At 60.6% G+C, this 16458-nt stretch carries 17 protein-coding genes; 12 read left to right on the top strand and 5 right to left on the bottom strand.

The window, feature by feature from the left end; all coding sequences use genetic code 11:
• Positions 1–57 precede the first annotated feature (57 nt).
• From AC25BC_RS09770 to AC25BC_RS09760, 3 genes are all read left to right on the top strand, one after another.
• A complete protein-coding gene (locus AC25BC_RS09770; RefSeq protein WP_012757470.1) occupies positions 58–738 on the top strand; it encodes a peroxiredoxin-like family protein in 681 nt (226 codons plus the stop codon).
• Between the two features lie 166 nt (positions 739–904).
• Entirely contained in the window at positions 905–1246 is a 342-nt protein-coding gene (locus AC25BC_RS09765) for a hypothetical protein (RefSeq protein ID WP_026157352.1), read from the top strand.
• Positions 1247–1420: 174 nt separating this feature from the next.
• The gene (locus tag AC25BC_RS09760; RefSeq protein WP_012757468.1) at positions 1421–1954 is read left to right on the top strand and encodes a YidB family protein; all 534 of its coding nucleotides are present in this window, start codon (positions 1421–1423) and stop codon (positions 1952–1954) included.
• A gap of 25 nt (positions 1955–1979) precedes the next feature.
• On the opposite strand, the gene AC25BC_RS09755 is transcribed toward AC25BC_RS09760, so the two are convergent.
• Positions 1980–3488 carry a winged helix-turn-helix domain-containing tetratricopeptide repeat protein gene (locus AC25BC_RS09755; protein WP_128439287.1) on the bottom strand — a complete coding sequence of 503 codons (1509 nt, stop codon included), beginning with the start codon at positions 3486–3488 and terminating at the stop codon, positions 1980–1982.
• Positions 3489–3646: 158 nt separating this feature from the next.
• Between AC25BC_RS09755 and plsY the strand changes: the two genes are divergently transcribed.
• Positions 3647–4306, top strand: coding sequence for a glycerol-3-phosphate 1-O-acyltransferase PlsY (plsY, locus tag AC25BC_RS09750; RefSeq protein WP_012757466.1), 660 nt, complete (start codon positions 3647–3649; stop codon positions 4304–4306).
• Positions 4307–4460: 154 nt separating this feature from the next.
• On the opposite strand, the gene AC25BC_RS09745 is transcribed toward plsY, so the two are convergent.
• A complete protein-coding gene (locus AC25BC_RS09745; RefSeq protein ID WP_128439286.1) occupies positions 4461–5372 on the bottom strand; it encodes an agmatinase in 912 nt (303 codons plus the stop codon).
• A gap of 186 nt (positions 5373–5558) precedes the next feature.
• Here AC25BC_RS09745 and AC25BC_RS09740 point away from each other — a divergent pair, with 186 nt between their 5' ends.
• From AC25BC_RS09740 to AC25BC_RS09730, 3 genes are all read left to right on the top strand, one after another.
• A complete protein-coding gene (locus tag AC25BC_RS09740) occupies positions 5559–6779 on the top strand; it encodes an MFS transporter (RefSeq protein ID WP_128439285.1) in 1221 nt (406 codons plus the stop codon).
• Positions 6780–6895: 116 nt separating this feature from the next.
• The gene (locus tag AC25BC_RS09735) at positions 6896–7384 is read left to right on the top strand and encodes a MarR family winged helix-turn-helix transcriptional regulator (protein ID WP_012757463.1); all 489 of its coding nucleotides are present in this window, start codon (positions 6896–6898) and stop codon (positions 7382–7384) included.
• Entirely contained in the window at positions 7384–8064 is a 681-nt protein-coding gene (locus tag AC25BC_RS09730; protein WP_128406993.1) for a GNAT family N-acetyltransferase, read from the top strand. The genes AC25BC_RS09735 and AC25BC_RS09730 overlap by 1 nt, the downstream gene beginning before the upstream one ends.
• Before the next feature lie 13 nt (positions 8065–8077).
• Here the strand turns inward: AC25BC_RS09730 and AC25BC_RS09725 are convergent, their stop codons facing one another.
• A complete protein-coding gene (locus AC25BC_RS09725) occupies positions 8078–10924 on the bottom strand; it encodes a M16 family metallopeptidase (RefSeq protein ID WP_012757461.1) in 2847 nt (948 codons plus the stop codon).
• A gap of 477 nt (positions 10925–11401) precedes the next feature.
• Positions 11402–11797: a hypothetical protein gene (locus AC25BC_RS09720; RefSeq protein ID WP_487778550.1), complete on the bottom strand. Its 396-nt coding sequence runs from the start codon at positions 11795–11797 to the stop codon at positions 11402–11404.
• 155 nt (positions 11798–11952) lie between these two features.
• On the opposite strand from AC25BC_RS09720, the gene AC25BC_RS09715 reads away from it, so the two are divergent.
• Together AC25BC_RS09715 and AC25BC_RS09710 are read left to right on the top strand one after the other, a co-directional pair.
• Complete coding sequence (locus AC25BC_RS09715; RefSeq protein ID WP_012757458.1) at positions 11953–12255, top strand: hypothetical protein; 303 nt, start codon at positions 11953–11955, stop codon at positions 12253–12255.
• A gap of 144 nt (positions 12256–12399) precedes the next feature.
• Positions 12400–12588 carry a hypothetical protein gene (locus AC25BC_RS09710; protein ID WP_012757457.1) on the top strand — a complete coding sequence of 63 codons (189 nt, stop codon included), beginning with the start codon at positions 12400–12402 and terminating at the stop codon, positions 12586–12588.
• Between the two features lie 68 nt (positions 12589–12656).
• Here AC25BC_RS09710 and AC25BC_RS09705 read toward each other — a convergent pair whose 3' ends face one another.
• Positions 12657–13349, bottom strand: a complete 693-nt coding sequence (locus tag AC25BC_RS09705; protein WP_245459831.1) for an early set domain-containing protein — start codon at positions 13347–13349, stop codon at positions 12657–12659.
• A gap of 256 nt (positions 13350–13605) precedes the next feature.
• On the opposite strand from AC25BC_RS09705, the gene AC25BC_RS09700 reads away from it, so the two are divergent.
• The 3 genes from AC25BC_RS09700 to AC25BC_RS09690 all read left to right on the top strand — a co-directional run bounded on the left by AC25BC_RS09700 (position 13606) and on the right by AC25BC_RS09690 (position 16453).
• Positions 13606–15471: a calcium-binding protein gene (locus tag AC25BC_RS09700; protein WP_012757455.1), complete on the top strand. Its 1866-nt coding sequence runs from the start codon at positions 13606–13608 to the stop codon at positions 15469–15471.
• 131 nt (positions 15472–15602) lie between these two features.
• A complete protein-coding gene (locus tag AC25BC_RS09695) occupies positions 15603–15905 on the top strand; it encodes a hypothetical protein (protein WP_012757454.1) in 303 nt (100 codons plus the stop codon).
• Positions 15906–15946: 41 nt separating this feature from the next.
• Positions 15947–16453, top strand: coding sequence for a winged helix-turn-helix transcriptional regulator (locus AC25BC_RS09690; protein WP_012757453.1), 507 nt, complete (start codon positions 15947–15949; stop codon positions 16451–16453).
• Positions 16454–16458 lie beyond the last annotated feature (5 nt).

The raw sequence follows: 16458 nt of genomic DNA, 5'->3' as shown, positions 1-16458 counted from the left end.
GATCGCCGGAGATCGATTAGGCAAATCGATTCAAGAAGATAAAGGGAGGAACGAAACATGCAGGAGAACCACGCCGCAAGACCATTGCAGCCGGGAGATCGCGCGCCGAACGTGGTGCTGGATGCGATCACCCGCCAGGGCAAGGTCGCCATCGACGATTTTCGCGGCCAGAAGCCGGTGCTCGTCGGGTTGTTCCGCGGATTGCATTGCCCCTTCTGTCGCCGGCAGATCGCCGCCATGGCTGAACTCACCGATGCCTTGCAGGAGAAAGGCATCGACAGCCTGACCATCGTCAACACGCCGATCGACCGCGCTCGCCTCTATTTCCGCTACCATCCGCTTCCCAATTTGCTGGCGGCCTCGGACCCGGAACGGGTATCGCACAGGGCCTTCGGCCTGCCGAATCTTCAGTTTACCGAAGATGAGAATGAGTGGCCGCGCAAAGTCAGCATGAACATGGTGATGTCGATGCGCATCGACATGCCGGGCGAGCTTCCAGCGCCTATGGACCCGATGGCGGCGTCGGAATTCCTCGACAAGGCGGACGGCTATGAAATCACCGAGGATGACAAGCAGATGATCGCCACCGGCCACGGCCAACTCGTCGGCGAATTCCTGCTCGATCGGGATGGCGTCGTGCGCTGGTGTTTCACGGAAGTCGAGGAGGATGGTCGCCATATGTTCGGCGGTCCCGCCCCTCGGGAAGTGATGTCGGCAGCGTCGAACATGGCTGTTTGAAACGAATGATCTTTAAAGCGCGCCGCATCGAATCGGATTCATGCGACGCGCCTTCGATGAGACGAACGACACGTTCGGCGTCCGCACCGAGCCCTCTTACCTCAAGGAACAAATCTCGCATGGCGATGTTGTCATTACGACAAACATAGGATCATGGGAGGAACTCATGCGGAAATCTCTTCAGTGCGTACTGGTCGGCTTGGCTGCGATAAGCGGCTTGACGATCTCGCCGACGATCGCGGCCGCGCAGGACTTGGAGTTGCGGGTCGGCCCCGGTGGCGTCGGCGTTTACGATCGGAATCGCGATCGTGACCGATATGACGGATATGATCGGCGCGGACCGCGCGGATGCGATCCGGATGATGCTCTCGACATCGCACGCAGCGAAGGACTTCGCAGGGCGCAGATCGTACGCATGTCTCCCCGCAGTATCGTTGTGCAGGGGATGACGCGCCGCGGACCGGAACGAATGACCTTCGCAAACCGGCGAGGCTGCCCGGAAATCTGACTGCGGCGTGAGCAATGAGGTGGGCGGCCGGGCCTTCGAGATTGTCGAAGGAATGCGGCCCGCGCGGCCTTGTTTTCAAACCGGCGGAACCTTTGGCCACTCTGGACATTGCTGCCCATGCAGCGCTCTGCTTGTGGGTCGCGTGCACGTTGGAGCACCATAGGAGGATTCATCATGATGAGCGGTCAATTGAAGGCGCTTCTCGCCGTCCTTGCCGTTGCCGGCTACCAAAACAGAGACAAGATCGGAGAGCTTCTGCGGGGCATCCAGAACCCTCAGCCGGGTGATGAGGGAAACCCGCAGCCCGGCGGGCTAGGCGGCCTTCTTGGCGGACTGGCCGGTTCGGGTGGTCTCGGCGGCCTTCTCGGCGGACTGACATCCGGCAGTATCGTCAGCGGCGGTCTCGGCGATCTGCTGAAGACGTTTCAGCAGAATGGTCATGGTGACACGGCGGAGTCGTGGGTAAAGCCCGGTCCGAATGCGGATATCGATGACGGCCAGCTCGCGGAAGCACTGGGCCCGGATGTTCTGAACGAGATCGCCGCCAATACCGGCCTTTCGCATCAAGAGATTCTGGGGCGACTGAAGCGCGATCTTCCCAAAGCGGTCGACGACCTGACGCCAAACGGAAAACTCCCTACCGCCGAAGAGGATTTTTTGTCTTCCGCGAGCCAATTTACGACCTCCGCGCGGCCCGGCACCATCTAATCTCGGGCCGTCTTTGAGGCCGGCGTCACTCCGGAAGTCCGGCCTTACGGTAGCCGTCGATGAAATGCTCAAGCGTCCGAGCGTCGCGGAATGGCTCGGTCTTCGCCCAGTGGCGGGTTGAAAAATGCGGGTTGGCGACGAGAAACAGTTCGGCTTCGGCGCGCGCCTCGTCGAGCCGGCCGAGTTGAGCAAGGCTTGCCGCCAGGAAACGGCGTGAGCTCGTGCGATAGGTCTCGTCGCTCCGCAGCGTGTCGACAGCGGCTGCGTATTGGCCGGCGGCATATTGCGCCTGTCCGAGCGCCAGATAGTACCAGCTTGCCGGAAACGGGTTCAGCCGGAAAGCCTTGGCGATATGCTCGAGGCCCTCCCCGACCCGCCCGGCTAAAACCGCGATGTCGGATAGTGCCGCAAAGGTGTCGGCCTCGTTCGGGTCGAGTTCGATCGCCTTGGCAAATTCGGCATCCGCCTCGGCAAAGTTGCGCTCATAGGCAAGCAGGTAAGCCAGTATCCAGCGGCAGCCAGCATCGTTGGGATCGATCGCCACCGCCTTGCGCGCCAGTTCCAGAGCAGTCCCGCGTGTGGGTTCCGTCGGTCCGCCGGAATGGACCTCTCCCATCCAGTGGTTCATGGCAAGCCAGCGGTACGCCTCGGCATAATCAGGGTCGAGGGCAATCGCGCGCGTCAGCATCAGATGCGCTTCCCGCGCCGTCTGCGGCGTATCATCCATCAGCCTGCGCGCCCGTACGCAGAGATCGTAAGCCTCTAAATTTTTGGGCCGATTGCGCGATGGCGGTGCGCGCAGCCGCCCGAGCAGCGCTTCGACGATCTTGCCGGTGACCTCGTCCTGAACGGCAAAGATATCGTCGAGGCTGCGATCGAAGCGTTCCGCCCATAGATGATCGCCACTTGCCGCATCGACCAGCTTGGCGTTGACGCGCACGTGCCCTGCTACGCGTCTTGCGCTTCCCTCCACCAGGTAGCGTACGCCGAGCTCCTCGGCGATCTCGCCTACGTCCCTCGCCTTTCCCTTGTAGGCGAAGGCCGAGTTGCGGGCGATGACGAACAGGCCCGGCATTCTGGATAAGTCGGTGATCAGGTCTTCCGTCAGCCCGTCGGCGAAGGATTCCTGCTCGGGATCGTTGCTGATATTGACAAATGGCAGCACTGCTATCGATGGTTTGTCAGGCAGCGGCAAAGCTTTTCGCTTCACGCCGCCAAGCTGGTTGATGGCGCCTATGAAGCGGTAGCCGATGCGCGGAACCGTGGAGATCCATTCACCGCCGTTCGCGGCCGGACCAAGCAGCTTGCGCAGCTGCGCAATCTGGACAGTCAGGTTGCCCTCCTCGACTGATATGCCCGGCCACGCCGCGTCCATCAACTCGGCCTTGCCCAAGATTTCGCCGGGTCGTCCGACAAGCGCTGCAAGCAGCTTGACCCCGCGGTGGCCGACGGCAACGGGATCATCGTTCCGAAGAAGCGTTCCCGCAGCCGGATCAAGCACGAATGGTCCAAAGGCAAAACGCGATCCCTGCATAAGGCGCATCCTAGAGTCATTAAAGCTTGGATGGAACTGTTCGCCCGCTTAGGCCGCGTGGCATCGAGGACGCGATCAGTGTAAATCGTATTCCAATGGCCGATTGCGGTGACGACCAAATAATGACTGCCTGAAAATAGAGCGTCGAGGTGACTCCCATGGTTTTCTGGATGGCGGGTGCAGTTGGATTGACGATCGCCTATCTCCTCGGTTCCACACCCTCGGGCTATCTGGCGGGCAAACTGATCAGGGGCATCGATATCCGGGAGCATGGCTCTAAATCCACCGGGGCAACGAATGTATTGCGAACGCTCGGCAAATGGCCTGCATTTGTGGTGCTTCTGGTCGACGTCTTGAAAGGTGTGGGAGCAGTCGTCTTTGCCCGCTGGTTTTACCCTTGGTTCTCGACAGTCTCATCGGGCACGCCACCGACAGCGCTTGACCTGCAAAGCTTAGAGCCTTGGGCTGTTTGCCTCGCAGGACTTGCCGCGTTGTTGGGGCATGGCCGTTCGGTCTGGCTCAACTTTACGGGAGGCAAGTCGGTTGCTACAGGGCTCGGCGTGTTGCTGGCGATGTCATGGCCCGTAGGTTTGGGCGCTGTGGCGGTTTTCGGCGTTACGTTGGCGGCCTTCCGGATTGTTTCCCTGAGTTCGATACTGGCAGCATTGACGGCCATCGCTCTCGTCTGCGGCTTGGAACAACCGCTGCCCTATCGTCTGCTGGTGATCGCAGGCGGCATTTACGTGATTGCCCGCCATCGCACCAACATTCGGCGGCTACTGGCCGGGACGGAGCCTCGTCTGGGCAAGGTCGCCTAGAGCGGTTCAGCTTTTAATGGAAGCGCAGGGCCGCTCTAGCTTTTTGTTTTTACGCAATTCCGGACGGAAAACCGCTTCGCACTTTTCCTGGAATTGCTTTAGAAGCGAAAACGCACCGCACCATGCACTGGTTGCTGCCAGAGGAAACAGGGTTTCAATCTTGCCGGACGATGGCGCCGACCGCATTGACCAGAAGGCGTGCGGCGGTCAGGGCCGACAGGCCGTCAATGTCGGCAGGAGGATAGAGCTCGACAAGGTCGAATCCTGCGATTCTGGCCCGCCTGCCGAGGCCCGCGATCAGGTCGATCACCTCAGTGTAGGTGAGGCCGCCGGGCGTACGCGCCACCACGCCCGGCATGATGCCGGGATCGAGGCTGTCGCAGTCGAGGGTGACGACGACCCGCGCTCCTTCCGGAATATGCCGGAGAGCTGCTTCGGTCCCCTCGGCATGAATCTCGCGGGCGGTCACGAAGCGGCTGCCGTAGGCCCGCGCCGCTTCAATGTCGGCGAGGCGTGCGCTGCCGACGCTGCGGAGGCCGACCTGGACCATGCCGGCGACATGCGGCATCTCGCTCGCCCGACGCATCGGGCTCGAATAGCCGTGGCGCTCGCCATGCACCTCGTCGCGCCAGTCGATATGGGCGTCGATCTGCAGGATACAGACCGGCTCGTGGTCCGCAAAGCCAGCGAGGAAGGGAATGGTCACGGAACAATCGCCGCCGAGCAGGATCGGCACTGCGGGCATTGACAGGACCTCGCGCGTCCTCGCCTCGATCCGGGCTCGATTGCCGGCATTGTCATGAAGGATGGTTGGAACGTCGCCAGCGTCAACGCAGCAGACCGGATTGTGGTCAAACAGCGGACCGCCGAGATCGAAATCCCAGTGCTCGACGAGCGCGGCATCATCCTGGCTCGCAGCGCGGATGGCGCCGGCCGCCAAGACATAGCCGCTGCCGTCCTTGCCGGGATAGGTGCTGCCGTGAGCGGCTGCGAAGATCACCGCTCGGGGCAAGCGACCATCGGCGAGGCGATCGGGAAGGCCAAGAAAGGAAGGTGAGGCGGTCATTTACTGATGGTCCTGATGATGTCCGGCTGAAATTGCTGTGGTGAGGACTTTTGAGAATTCGATGCTGACCTGTTTAGTCTGTTTGGACGTTTTTGAGAACTTTTTGGGAAAGCTTAAGTACGACGCTCACCCTATCCTGCAGAATTCGTCCTCTTTCAGGTGAAAGGCCCCCGGCCCTTCAACCCTATGGAGGTTGCTGTGAACGATATTTCCTGCGTGGAGCCGGCGGACGTGTCGGATCGACACTTGCACGGCACGACATCGCCGCGAGTGGATCGGACCCCATGGGCCGCGATGGCGGGCATCATCGCGACCGTCACGGTGTTTGCCGTGGCGCAGGGGCTGACCTATCCGCTGCTCAGCTTCATCCTGGAACGGCAAGGGACGACATCAGGCCTGATCGGCTTGTCGGCGGCGATGACGCCGCTCGGTTTCATCCTATCGGCGCCCTTCATTCCTGCGCTTTCACCGCGCGTGGGTGGGGCGCGGTTGGCGATCCTGTGTTCGATCCTGGCCGCGCTCACTCTAATGACGATTGCCTGGGCGCAGGACGTCTGGGCCTGGATGCCGCTGCGCTTCCTGCTCGGCGTCTTCGCCAATCCGCTTTACGTGATCAGCGAAACCTGGCTGATCTCGATCACGCCGGCGCCACGCCGGGGCCGGATCATGGGTCTCTATTCATCGATCGTTTCGGGCGGCTTCGCCATCGGCCCGCTGTCGCTCTGGCTCACCGGCACGGAGGGTTGGCCGCCCTTCGCGATCGGCATTGCGGCCTTCCTCCTCTGCGGCCTGATCGTGCTTGCGGTCGTCCCACGCCTGCCCGACATGCCTGGTGAAGGCGAGGCAACAACGGTGGGCCGCTTCTTCGCGCTAGCACCACTGCTGTTGTTTGCCGTTTTTACCGCTGCCGCCTTCGAGCAGATCCTGCTTTCCCTCTTCGCGGTCTATGGCGCAGCACTCGGCAGCGCCGAGGAGCGCATCGCTTCGCTCATCACCTGTTTCATCGCCGGCAATGCCGTATTGCAGATTTTACTCGGGCGCTTGGCCGAACGGTTCGGCTCGACGCGGATGATGCTCTTCTGCGTCCTGGCCTGCCTCGCCAGCTGTCTGCTGCTGCCGTCGGCCTTCAATTCGTGGCTCATCTGGCCGCTGCTTTTCGTCTGGGGCGGGGTCTCGTTCGGGATCTACACCCTGTCGCTGATCCTGCTCGGCGAGCGTTTCACCGGCCAGGCCCTGATCGCCGGTAACGCCGCCTTCGCCTTGGTATGGGGCATCGGCGGCATCGTCGGATCGCCCGCGACAGGACTGGCGATGCAACTGATCGGACATCAGGGTCTGCCATTGTCCCTTGTCCTGCTCAGCTGTGGGCTGGCGGTGTTGCTGATGGCCAGGAGATGGCGGGGCTGATCGAGGCACTTGCTCGTGCCGCCCTGCCCCGGCTTCGCCTGCCGGCCCTTGGCTCAGAAGAATTGCCATTTTATGTATAACATGTTATATAACTTCCCATACAAATGGAGATCGGCATGGTCGAGGATGTGGTCCGAACGCTCGGGTTTCTATGTATGGGCAGCCGGCTGCGGCGCATCGGAGAAAGGCTGCAGGCCGATACGCAGCAGGTCATCGACGAGGCCGGGCTCAGCATTCAGGCGGGCCAATATCCGTTCCTTGCGGCGATCGACCGGGCCGGACCGCTGACGATCGGCGAGCTTGCGCAGGCGGTGGGCATCACCCAGCCCGGCGCAACGCGCACCACCGGCCAGCTTCTCGAACTCGGTTACGTCGACATGCAACCGGCACCGGACGATCAGCGTCGCAGACTGGTCTCGCTGACCGCCAAGGGACAGGACCTCGTCGATCATTCGAAGAAGGTGATCTGGCCACGCATCGCCGCCGCTGTTGCCGATCTCTGCGGCGATCTCGACGGACCGATCCTCGAACAGCTGGCCGCTATCGAGGACGGGCTTGCGGTGGCACCGCTTGCGCGCCGCAGCCCTGTCAAGGAGGAAACATGATGAAACATATTCTCGACCGGCCGATCTGGAGCGCGCTGGAAACCGCACATGCCGATCTCGCAGAAGGCAATGAGAAGGCACGGCGGTACCCGCCGTCCATCGTCCCCTTTGCGGCGTCCGCCGACGATGCGCCGGAAAGCCTCGACGCCCTGGAGGAGCTGCCAGCGCCGGAGGAGAGCATGATCCTCGTCGAGGCGGGACCGATCGCCATTCCACCGGGCTTAGCCGTCGTCACAGAGGCATCGGTGGTCCAGATGGTTGCCGAGCGGCCTCATGAGCGAATTTCGGATCCTCGCATCCAGCCGCTGACGGAGTCCGATGCCGCCGACATGCTGGCGCTGGCGACACTGACCAAACCCGGGCCGTTCACCCTGCGAGCCCAGAGCCTCGGCAGCTTCTGGGGGATCAGAAGCGAGGGCCGCCTGGTGGCGATGGCCGGGCAGCGGATGCGGCAGACTGGCTTTGCCGAGCTTAGCGGGCTTTGCACCCATGCCGATTTTCAGGGGCGCGGCCTCGGCACCCTGCTCTTCCGTTTCGTCGCCGGCGAAATCGCATCCACCGGCGACACGGCCTATCTGCATGCCTATGCGGCGAATACCTCGGCCATTTCCCTCTACGAAACGCAGGGCTTCGCTCTTCGCTCGGAAATGAACATGCGCGTGGTCAGACGTCGTTCCTGAGCGTGCTCAACACCTATCGTACCACCACCGGCAGCACTTCGAATTTCCAGAATTTTTCCGGGCTCAAATAGGCCGCGGCAAACGCGCGGATATCCCCGGCGGTGACCTTGCCGTAGCCGCTGAGACTATCGCGTATCCGGTCTAAACGACGCGAATCCTCTTGGGCGTGGTGCAGGTATTCGATCCAATACTCGTTGCTCTGCTGCTGATGCTTCAATGTCTCGATGATGGGTCCCCGGGCGCGCGCGAGCTCGTCTTCGGAGACATCATGCGACCGCAGATCATTGGCGGTCTCGTCGACAAGTTCATAGAAGCGCGCAACCTTTGCCGGGTCGGTCTCGACGTAGAAATATGCGTAGCCGTAGCCGGGAACTTCCCTTGAAAGCTCAACATCGCCCTGCAGGGCATAACTTGCTCCTTCTGCAATGCGAAACTGGTCGATCAACCTGTTTTGGAAAATCTGGGTGGCAATATTGGCGGTGAAGGACCGCGGCAGATCGGAGAGCAAATCTCCGATGGAAGCCCCTACGGCGGCGGCGGCATTATCTGCCCTACCGCTATGGGTCTGCAAAACGGGCTTCTCGGTCGTCGCCGGAAAATGCACGTCGTCCCGATCGTTGCTTGACGCCGTCTCCGGGCGCGGCGGCAAAGCGCCAAAGGTTTCAGCCGTCAGGCGGATTGCGTCGTCCACTGTTACGTCGCCGACGATGGTGATGTCGATGGGGCCATTGGAAACCATGGGCCGGAACAGCGCCTCGAATTCGTCTGGCTTGGCGGCGGACAACTGCGCGCGGTCGGGGAAGGTCCAGCGCGGGTCGCCGGAATGCACGAGACCTGCGAAATCGCGGCTGAAAACGCCGCCGGGCGACGCGTTGTACTGATCGAGGCCGCTCAAATAGGCCTGCTGCACGCGCTTGAACGCCTCGGGGCGATAGGCTGGATCGGAGGTGTATGCGCTCATCAGCTGCAACTGCGTCGCAAGATCTTCAGTCCGTGTACGACCGTCGAACCTGAAGGAACTGTCGCCGACCGAGAAGTCGACGCCGACAATGTTGGCGGTCAGCGCTTTCTGTATATCCTGGTAATCCATGGCCTTTACGCCAGACAGCACGACGGCCGGAGATGCCCAGATCGCAGCGGAACGGTCGTGCGGCAGGTCCAGCCGACCGCGGCCGATATCTTCGCGTACCAGCACTTCGTTGGCACGCAGCCTGGTTGGCTTGACGGTAAGCAGAATGCCGTTGGAAAAGCGCACCATGGTCAAGCCGAGATCTTCAACCGCACGGCGTTCGACCACAGCGCCCGGTTCGCCGAAATGGGTGTAAGGCCAGGCGACATCAGTTGCACCTGATGGTGCCGAGACGGCAATGGCATTTGAAGCGTCATAGACTTGCCGAACCGTGTCGGCTCCACCCTCAGGTGATTGGTCCGCCTGTAGCACGACCTGCGGACCGTTGCCGGAGAAAGCACGCTGCAAGGCCCCATTGACCTCGTCCGCCGTGACGCCGTTCGTCATCGTCTCGAACATAGAGAGGTCTTCGGCGGGCGAGGTGAAGACTTGATCGTCATCGACGCTGCGAGCCAGCATGGAAGCAATGTCGGTCGTCATCCGCGTCGCGGCTCCGGCCGCAGCAGCTTGCAGGGCCGAGCGATATTCGCGAATTTCGCGATCGATCTCCGCCTGCGCAACGCCGAACTCCTGGATCCGGCGCTGTTCCTGGTCAATGGCCGTGAGCGCCGCCTGCCATTTGTCCGGCTCGGAGTTCGCCGCGATCAGGACGACATGGGCGGAATCGAGGAGATCCTGGGAGCCGACGTCCGCACTGATGAAAGGGGCATCCGCCTTGCTGGCGATGGCGCTCACCCGACGTTTGAGCACCAGGAAACCGAGATCCTCAATAAGCCCAGCGCGGCGCTTGGCGAAGGTGTCAGGCGCGGCGTCATAGGGACGCGTCCAGGCGATCTGTATGCTGGTCATGCCGCCGGGAACGACGATGACCTCGGCGCTTTCGCCTTTCGTCTCCAGCGCGCCAAGATCCGCTTTTGTCGGCGCCGGACCCACGGCCTTCCAGTCGCCGAAGCGCTGCCGGATTTCGACTTCCATGGCGGCGGGGTCGATATCGCCCACCACTATCAGCGTTGCCCGATCGGGTCGGTAATTGGCCCCGTAATAATCACGGACGAGGTCCACGGGCGCATTGCTGATGATGTCGGCTTTACCTATCGGCGCGCGCATGGTCGCGCGCTGGCCGGCGAGCAGCGAATTCATGATTCCGAGTGACGCGCGATACTGCGGCGTGTCGCGCAGCCGCTCCTCCGACAGGATGACACCGCGTTCGCGATCGAAGGCGCCGGCATCGAGGGTCAGCTCGCTCGCCGTTTCTAGCATCAGCATCAGGCCCGTCGAAATTGTGTCTGCATCGACCTCGGGCAGATCGAGCGCATAGACGGTCTCGTCATAGGAGGTATGGGCATTGGTGTCCGGTCCAAAGGCCAAGCCCTTGCGCTGCAAGATACGGATCATCTCCCCTTCGGCGACATGTGTCGAACCCTTGAAGGCCATGTGCTCAAGAACATGCGCCAGGCCCTGCTGGTCGTCGTTTTCGTCGAGCGAACCGGAGCCAATGCGAAAGCGGATCGCTGCCTGTCCGGGCGGCGTGACATTGCGCATGATCGCAAACCGCATACCGTTGGCGAGCGTGCCAAAATGCACGTCGGACTCGGCTTGCATGTCGCTTTGCGTTTGTGGCCAGGGCACGGACGAGGTGTCCGCATAGGCTGGTAACGCGAAGTTTGCGACAAGGGAGACCGTCGCAAAAAACCACCACGCCGTGGAGCATTCCATTTTTTTGTGAGACATTCTTGTCCAGGTGATGAGAATGAAGAGGGGTAGATGGCGTCAACCTGACTATTCCACAGGTTGCATTCCTCAGCAACTTCCATGTTTATGAATAAATAAGAAGTCGATAACTCTGCCTCGAACACGATGATTTTAGGCCCGGTCGGCCTAAAATCTGAATCCTGTTCTACATTAAATAGTTAGAGCATGATGTCGTCCGAAAACCGCTCACACTTTTCGGCATCATGCTCTGGGTGTCAGACCATTGTCATCGAACCCGCCCAAGGGGATTGCGCCTCGGAGACGTTTTCGATGGCGACATCGGCGCATGGGTCGCGTTCAGGGCAGGATGGCGGCTAGGACGCAGGCCCGTGGTGGTTGGCGTGCTGATCCCGAACATCACCAATCCGGTCTTTGCCTCGTCGCTGCCAAGCATAAGGCTGCCCACGGGAACCGGGGCAGCCTTTACCTGCATTTGGAATTGAGATTGCGTTGCAATCAGTGCCGTGGCGCGTTGGCGGGAATGGACGACACCGTTGCCGAGACAGGATCGCTTGCAGGAAAGCTGTCCTCGAGGCCTTCATCGAGTTCCTCTTCCAGCGCTTGCCTGTCACCGGTCGAACGCGCACTCGGCTCACCGATCAAGCCTTTGCTGCCTTCGTCGAAATTGCCGTTGCTCAAGGCATCGTAGCGGTTGATGCTGCCATCTGCTTCGCTGCCGGCAAAGGCGGTCAGCTGAACCATCATGACCTTGGCGTGGTCGACCGCCGTCGTATCGTCGAGTTCGCCATGGGAGTTGTCGATTTTGACAGAAATCAATTCTCCTCCCTCGCCCAGGAATTCGACGGTGAAGATGTCGCCGGCCTGTGTCACCCGAGTATCGATCAGCTGCATGGGAACCTCCTATATTCATGCACCTCAACGGCGATCCAGGTCCGGAGTTCCACGGCAACGCCATTTCGAGGCAAGGCGACAGGCCCGGGACAATGGGCCAGCTCGGAACAAAAAGCGGCCATGCGAGTTCATTGGCAGTTCAATAGGTCGCATCCATGCCGAAATCGCCGCTGTCGCCTTCCGAGAAACGCTCGTTCTCTATTATTCCCGCAGACCAGAAACTCGCTTTGATATCGAGCTATTCAGAGGCGCTGCGTAAGCTCGCCAGATCGACTGAGGCGGTCGGACGAGCCGATATGCTGCCGAAACTGATCCAGGTGGCGGACGGACTGGACGGTATGGCAACCGCGATTGCCGAGACGGAGGCTGGAACCGAGGTGATGGCGCGCACGGCGCGGCTGATCCGGGCGACCGAGGGGATGCTGGCGTCGATGTCTTCGTCATCAATCGTCCACTAAATGTCACCTTTGCGAGACTGACGGATCGAATGCGGCGGCGCCCTTTGCTCTTAAGCTTTATGGTTAATTTATTAATAATTCGGGGTTTATAAGCGGAACCAGACGACCTTTCCAAATGTTGATGCTGCGCCTGGAGGAACCCCAATGATCCTGAAAATCCTTGCCCCCAAGATCGACGCCGATTGCCATGATACCGGCACCTATCCCGATGGGATCTTTGCCGAAAACCGCATCGATCTTTCCGCTCGCCGCGAAGGGCGCCGGCGCACGCCGCATGAGCGCGACTACGGCAATGACAGGAAAGTCGAGAATCTGCCGCTCGGCTTTGTCTGACCGTTCCGGCCGTGGCACGCGTCACAGCCTGCGAAAGACCAGAACGCCTGATGCCGGCAGCACGGCATTCAACACTCCTTTCGTGGCTCTGATTCTTCCGCCGCCTTGCCCAGAACGCCTCGACGGTAGCACCACCCGCTTCGGGTCGCAGACGACCGAACAGCTTTGCAGGCCACGCTGTCGAAATCGGAAAGTCCGTCGTCGTCGCCGGTTTCAACGCTCCAGAATCCATCGCCGGTCCTGCGCATCCCGATGGTTGCGAGCGCTATGGTGCCGTCATCGGCGACATAGCCAACGGCCGGATCGGCGAGCACGAGCAAGACATCCCGGGTGTTCGGCGCCCAGACCGAGAAGCGGATGCAGTCGACACCGTCGCGCCATTCAACGCGGTTCGCCCCCAGGCGGCCGATCCATGTCAGATATAGGTCTGCGGCGCTATCCCCCGCTGGAGATCGAAGGAGCGCTCGCGACGCGTCGAGGTCTCGTCGTCCAGTTCGGCGGCGATCGCCCACAGGTCTGAAATGCCGGGCCGATCGAGTTCGATTCCCCCAGCGAAAATGCGTGCCGATCTCGCCATCGGGAAAGGGCACGCGGGCGACAAAAACATCATAACCATCCTCGTCACGAGAACGCTGCATTGGGTGAGACGCCCAATCGTTCGAGGCTCGGCCTTGCTCGTCCCAACTGCCGCGGAGACGGACATTGTCGAACGCCATCGAGGGCAAGCCGCTGCGAAACCGGAACTGAACATTGACGGTCATCGGATCCTCCAGGCCATGTCGGATTTCGCCAGACTCTGCCTATGGGCCGTCCCACTCGCGCATGATCAGCCGGCCGAACGAAAAAATTCAAGCGCAGATTTCATAATAAATACAATCCGAAACGGGCCACATTCGGAACAATATATCATGGTTAACGAGGCCGCGCCGCACGACCCTCCTCGTGTAAATCGAATTGGCATCAGAAATGGGGATAAAGTCCCATCGCCGATTCCCTCGTAAACTGGGAGAAAAATCTATGGCTCAAGCCGTTAGAATAAACGATATTATTCGTTCCTTTGGAATTGATACGCATATCGACTACACAGATGGAAAATATTCCAACGTCGGAGAAGTTGTTAAAGCACTCGACTATCTTGGCCTTGATACAGTTCGCGATCACGCCCCCAACTCCGCTTCCGATCCCAACGGCCAAACGCATCTCGGCGATGCTGCCGAGGCCGGCGTGCAATTCGTCTTCAGCGCCCAACGGGAAGTCGACCCCGCCACTGTCGCCCAGCGGCTGCATTCCTTCGTGCAGGCCCATCCAGGATCGGTCGTCGGTATCGAAGGTCCGAACGAAGTCAACAACTGGCCAGTCAGCTATCACGGCCTGAGCGGCCAAGCCGCAGCGCTCGCCTATCAGAAGGACCTGTCTGCCGACGTCAACGCCGATCCCTTGCTGAAAAATATCCCCGTTCTCGGCTTTACCGGATATACCGTGGCTTCCGCCTCCGACTACACGACGATCCACACCTATGCGAAGGATGGCGACCAGCCATATTCATGGCTCTCCCGAGAATCCGGCGTGCAGCGCGCTGCCGATCCGGGCAAGCCGCTGGCGATCACCGAGACCGGCTACCACACCTCGCTGACCGCCGACACCAATGGCGGCTGGGAAGGCGTCAGTGAAGCGACGCAGGCAAAGCTCCTGCTCAATACGCTGATGGACGGCGCCGCACTCGGATCAAAACAGACGTTCATCTACGAGCTGCTGGACGCCTATTCCGATCCGCAGGGCACCAATCAGGAAAAGCATTTCGGCCTTTTTCATCTCGACTATTCGGCCAAGCCGGCTGCGACGGCGATCCACAATCTGACCGAAATCCTTGCGGATGACGGCGCCGCGAAGGCAAGCTTCAGCGCGGGGACCCTCAATTATTCGATCGACGGCCTGCCGTCCTCGGCCCGGAGCCTGCTGACGGAAAAATCGGACGGAAGCTACCAGATCATCGTCTGGAACGAGCCCGATATCTGGAGCCAGTCCTCCGACACGGTTATTCAGGCCACGACAACAGCCGTCAAAGTCAATCTCGGGGCCTCGTTTGGCTCCGTTAAGGTCTTCGACCCGGTGACAGGAACGACGGCGATCAAAAGCCTCAGCAACGTGTCGTCGCTGCCGCTCGATGTCGTCGACCATCCCTTGATCATCGAGGTAGCAGGCACCGGCGCCAGCACACCGCCGCCGGCCACCAACCATCTCTATGGCGGCACCGGTAACGACACCTTCACCGTGACCAATGCAAATCAAATCGTCGACGAAAGCCGGGGCGGTGGAACAGATACCGTCAAGGCTTCGATCTCCTTCAGCCTGGCCGATCAGAAGCATACGGTCGGAACGATCGAAAACCTCACTTTGACCGGGACGGGCAATCTCAGCGCGACGGGCAACAATACGGCCAACATTCTCACCGGCAACGACGGAAACAATTCCCTCAACGGCGGGAAAGGAAACGACCGATTGATCGGCGGGCTCGGAAACGACAAGCTGATCGGCAAGGCCGGTGCTGACGTTCTCACCGGCGGCGGCGGCAGCGATTCCTTCGTCTTCGATGTGAAGCCCGACAATACCAGCGTCGACAAGATCCGGGATTTTTCCTCCGCGGCGGGCGACAAGCTGATGCTCGATCATTCGATTTTCGCCGAGCTTAGCCTATCCGGATTTTCGGATGAGAATTTCGTTTTGGGAAGGAAAGCGCTCGAGGCTGATGACAAGCTGATCTACGATCAGGCGAGCGGCATTCTATCCTATGACGCGGATGGAAGCGCGGCGGGCGCGGCCATCCATGTTACGGATCTCGATAATTCCGCAGCACTTCACTTCAAAGACTTCCTGCTTGTCTGACCCGGTCGGCCCGTCGCCTTTCAGGCGGCAGGCCCAAAGCGTCACGGGCGGTCGCATCTCTCCCTCTTGCCGGAGCCTAAATCCCGGCCACATTCTCCGTTGACACTACTCGTGCCGCAACGGAGAAGCCTTTGCCCTGGATCGCCTATATCGCCCATTTCGTCGCCGCGGCATTTTTGACCAACGGCGTCCCACATTTCGTCAACGGCGTCAGCGGCAGGCCGTTCCGGATTCCCTTCGCGCAAGGCGCAAAGCTCGGCTCGCCGACAGCCAATGTCGTCTGGGGATGGGCGAATTTCCTCATCGCCTTCCTGCTCTTTGCCAATGTCGGGCCGCTCTATATCGGCACGCCGGGTGACACGATCTTCGTGGCAGTCGGCATGCTCGTCACAGGCATTGTGCTCGCCCGCATTTTCGAGGGCGACAACAGATAGTAACTTGCATGATGATAGTTACTGCTATAGTGACATCGGCCATGCAAAGGACAAGCTTCAGCGACTTCAAATGCCCGGCGGCACGCGCGCTCGACAGCGTTGGCGACTGGTGGAGCATGCTGATCCTGCGCGACGCCTTCCAGGGGCTTTCGCGCTTCGACGAATTCCAGAAAAGCCTCGGCGTGGCGCCGAACATCCTGACGCGGCGGCTCAAACATCTGACGGAAAAGGGCCTGTTCAAACGGCGGCTCTATCATCATCGCCCTGCCCGCTACGAATATCTGCTGACGGAAAAGGGCCGTGATTTCTTTCCTGTTCTGATGACGCTGTTTTCCTGGGGAAACCGGCACATCCCCGAAGAGGACCTCTCCTTTCTCTTGGGCGATGCCGCTTCCGGCAGAGTGCGCGAGACGATGCTGGTCGATGCGCGCACCGGCGAACAAGTGACCCCCGAAAACACCAGCCTGCTTGCAGGCCCCGCCGCCGACGACGAGGTGCACGAGCGGATCGCCCGCATGCGCGCCTGGTATCTCGGCATCGACGCATAGAAAGG

Source organism: Rhizobium sp. WSM409 (genome assembly GCF_057653825.1).
Note: the sequence above shows the minus strand (reverse complement) of the source record. Positions and strands in the feature narration are given on the sequence as shown.

Bases quoted from the DNA above. Each gene is read 5' to 3' on its own strand.
- AC25BC_RS09770 (WP_012757470.1), top strand. From the start codon at position 58: ATGCAGGAGAACCACGCCGCAAGACCATTGCAGCCGGGAGATCGCGCG.
- AC25BC_RS09765 (WP_026157352.1), top strand. From the start codon at position 905: ATGCGGAAATCTCTTCAGTGCGTACTGGTCGGCTTGGCTGCGATAAGC.
- AC25BC_RS09760 (WP_012757468.1), top strand. From the start codon at position 1,421: ATGATGAGCGGTCAATTGAAGGCGCTTCTCGCCGTCCTTGCCGTTGCC.
- AC25BC_RS09755 (WP_128439287.1), bottom strand. From the start codon at position 3,488: ATGCAGGGATCGCGTTTTGCCTTTGGACCATTCGTGCTTGATCCGGCT.
- plsY (WP_012757466.1), top strand. From the start codon at position 3,647: ATGGTTTTCTGGATGGCGGGTGCAGTTGGATTGACGATCGCCTATCTC.
- AC25BC_RS09745 (WP_128439286.1), bottom strand. From the start codon at position 5,372: ATGACCGCCTCACCTTCCTTTCTTGGCCTTCCCGATCGCCTCGCCGAT.
- AC25BC_RS09740 (WP_128439285.1), top strand. From the start codon at position 5,559: ATGGAGGTTGCTGTGAACGATATTTCCTGCGTGGAGCCGGCGGACGTG.
- AC25BC_RS09735 (WP_012757463.1), top strand. From the start codon at position 6,896: ATGGTCGAGGATGTGGTCCGAACGCTCGGGTTTCTATGTATGGGCAGC.
- AC25BC_RS09730 (WP_128406993.1), top strand. From the start codon at position 7,384: ATGAAACATATTCTCGACCGGCCGATCTGGAGCGCGCTGGAAACCGCA.
- AC25BC_RS09725 (WP_012757461.1), bottom strand. From the start codon at position 10,924: ATGTCTCACAAAAAAATGGAATGCTCCACGGCGTGGTGGTTTTTTGCG.
- AC25BC_RS09720 (WP_487778550.1), bottom strand. From the start codon at position 11,797: ATGCAGCTGATCGATACTCGGGTGACACAGGCCGGCGACATCTTCACC.
- AC25BC_RS09715 (WP_012757458.1), top strand. From the start codon at position 11,953: ATGCCGAAATCGCCGCTGTCGCCTTCCGAGAAACGCTCGTTCTCTATT.
- AC25BC_RS09710 (WP_012757457.1), top strand. From the start codon at position 12,400: ATGATCCTGAAAATCCTTGCCCCCAAGATCGACGCCGATTGCCATGAT.
- AC25BC_RS09705 (WP_245459831.1), bottom strand. From the start codon at position 13,349: ATGACCGTCAATGTTCAGTTCCGGTTTCGCAGCGGCTTGCCCTCGATG.
- AC25BC_RS09700 (WP_012757455.1), top strand. From the start codon at position 13,606: ATGGCTCAAGCCGTTAGAATAAACGATATTATTCGTTCCTTTGGAATT.
- AC25BC_RS09690 (WP_012757453.1), top strand. From the start codon at position 15,947: ATGCAAAGGACAAGCTTCAGCGACTTCAAATGCCCGGCGGCACGCGCG.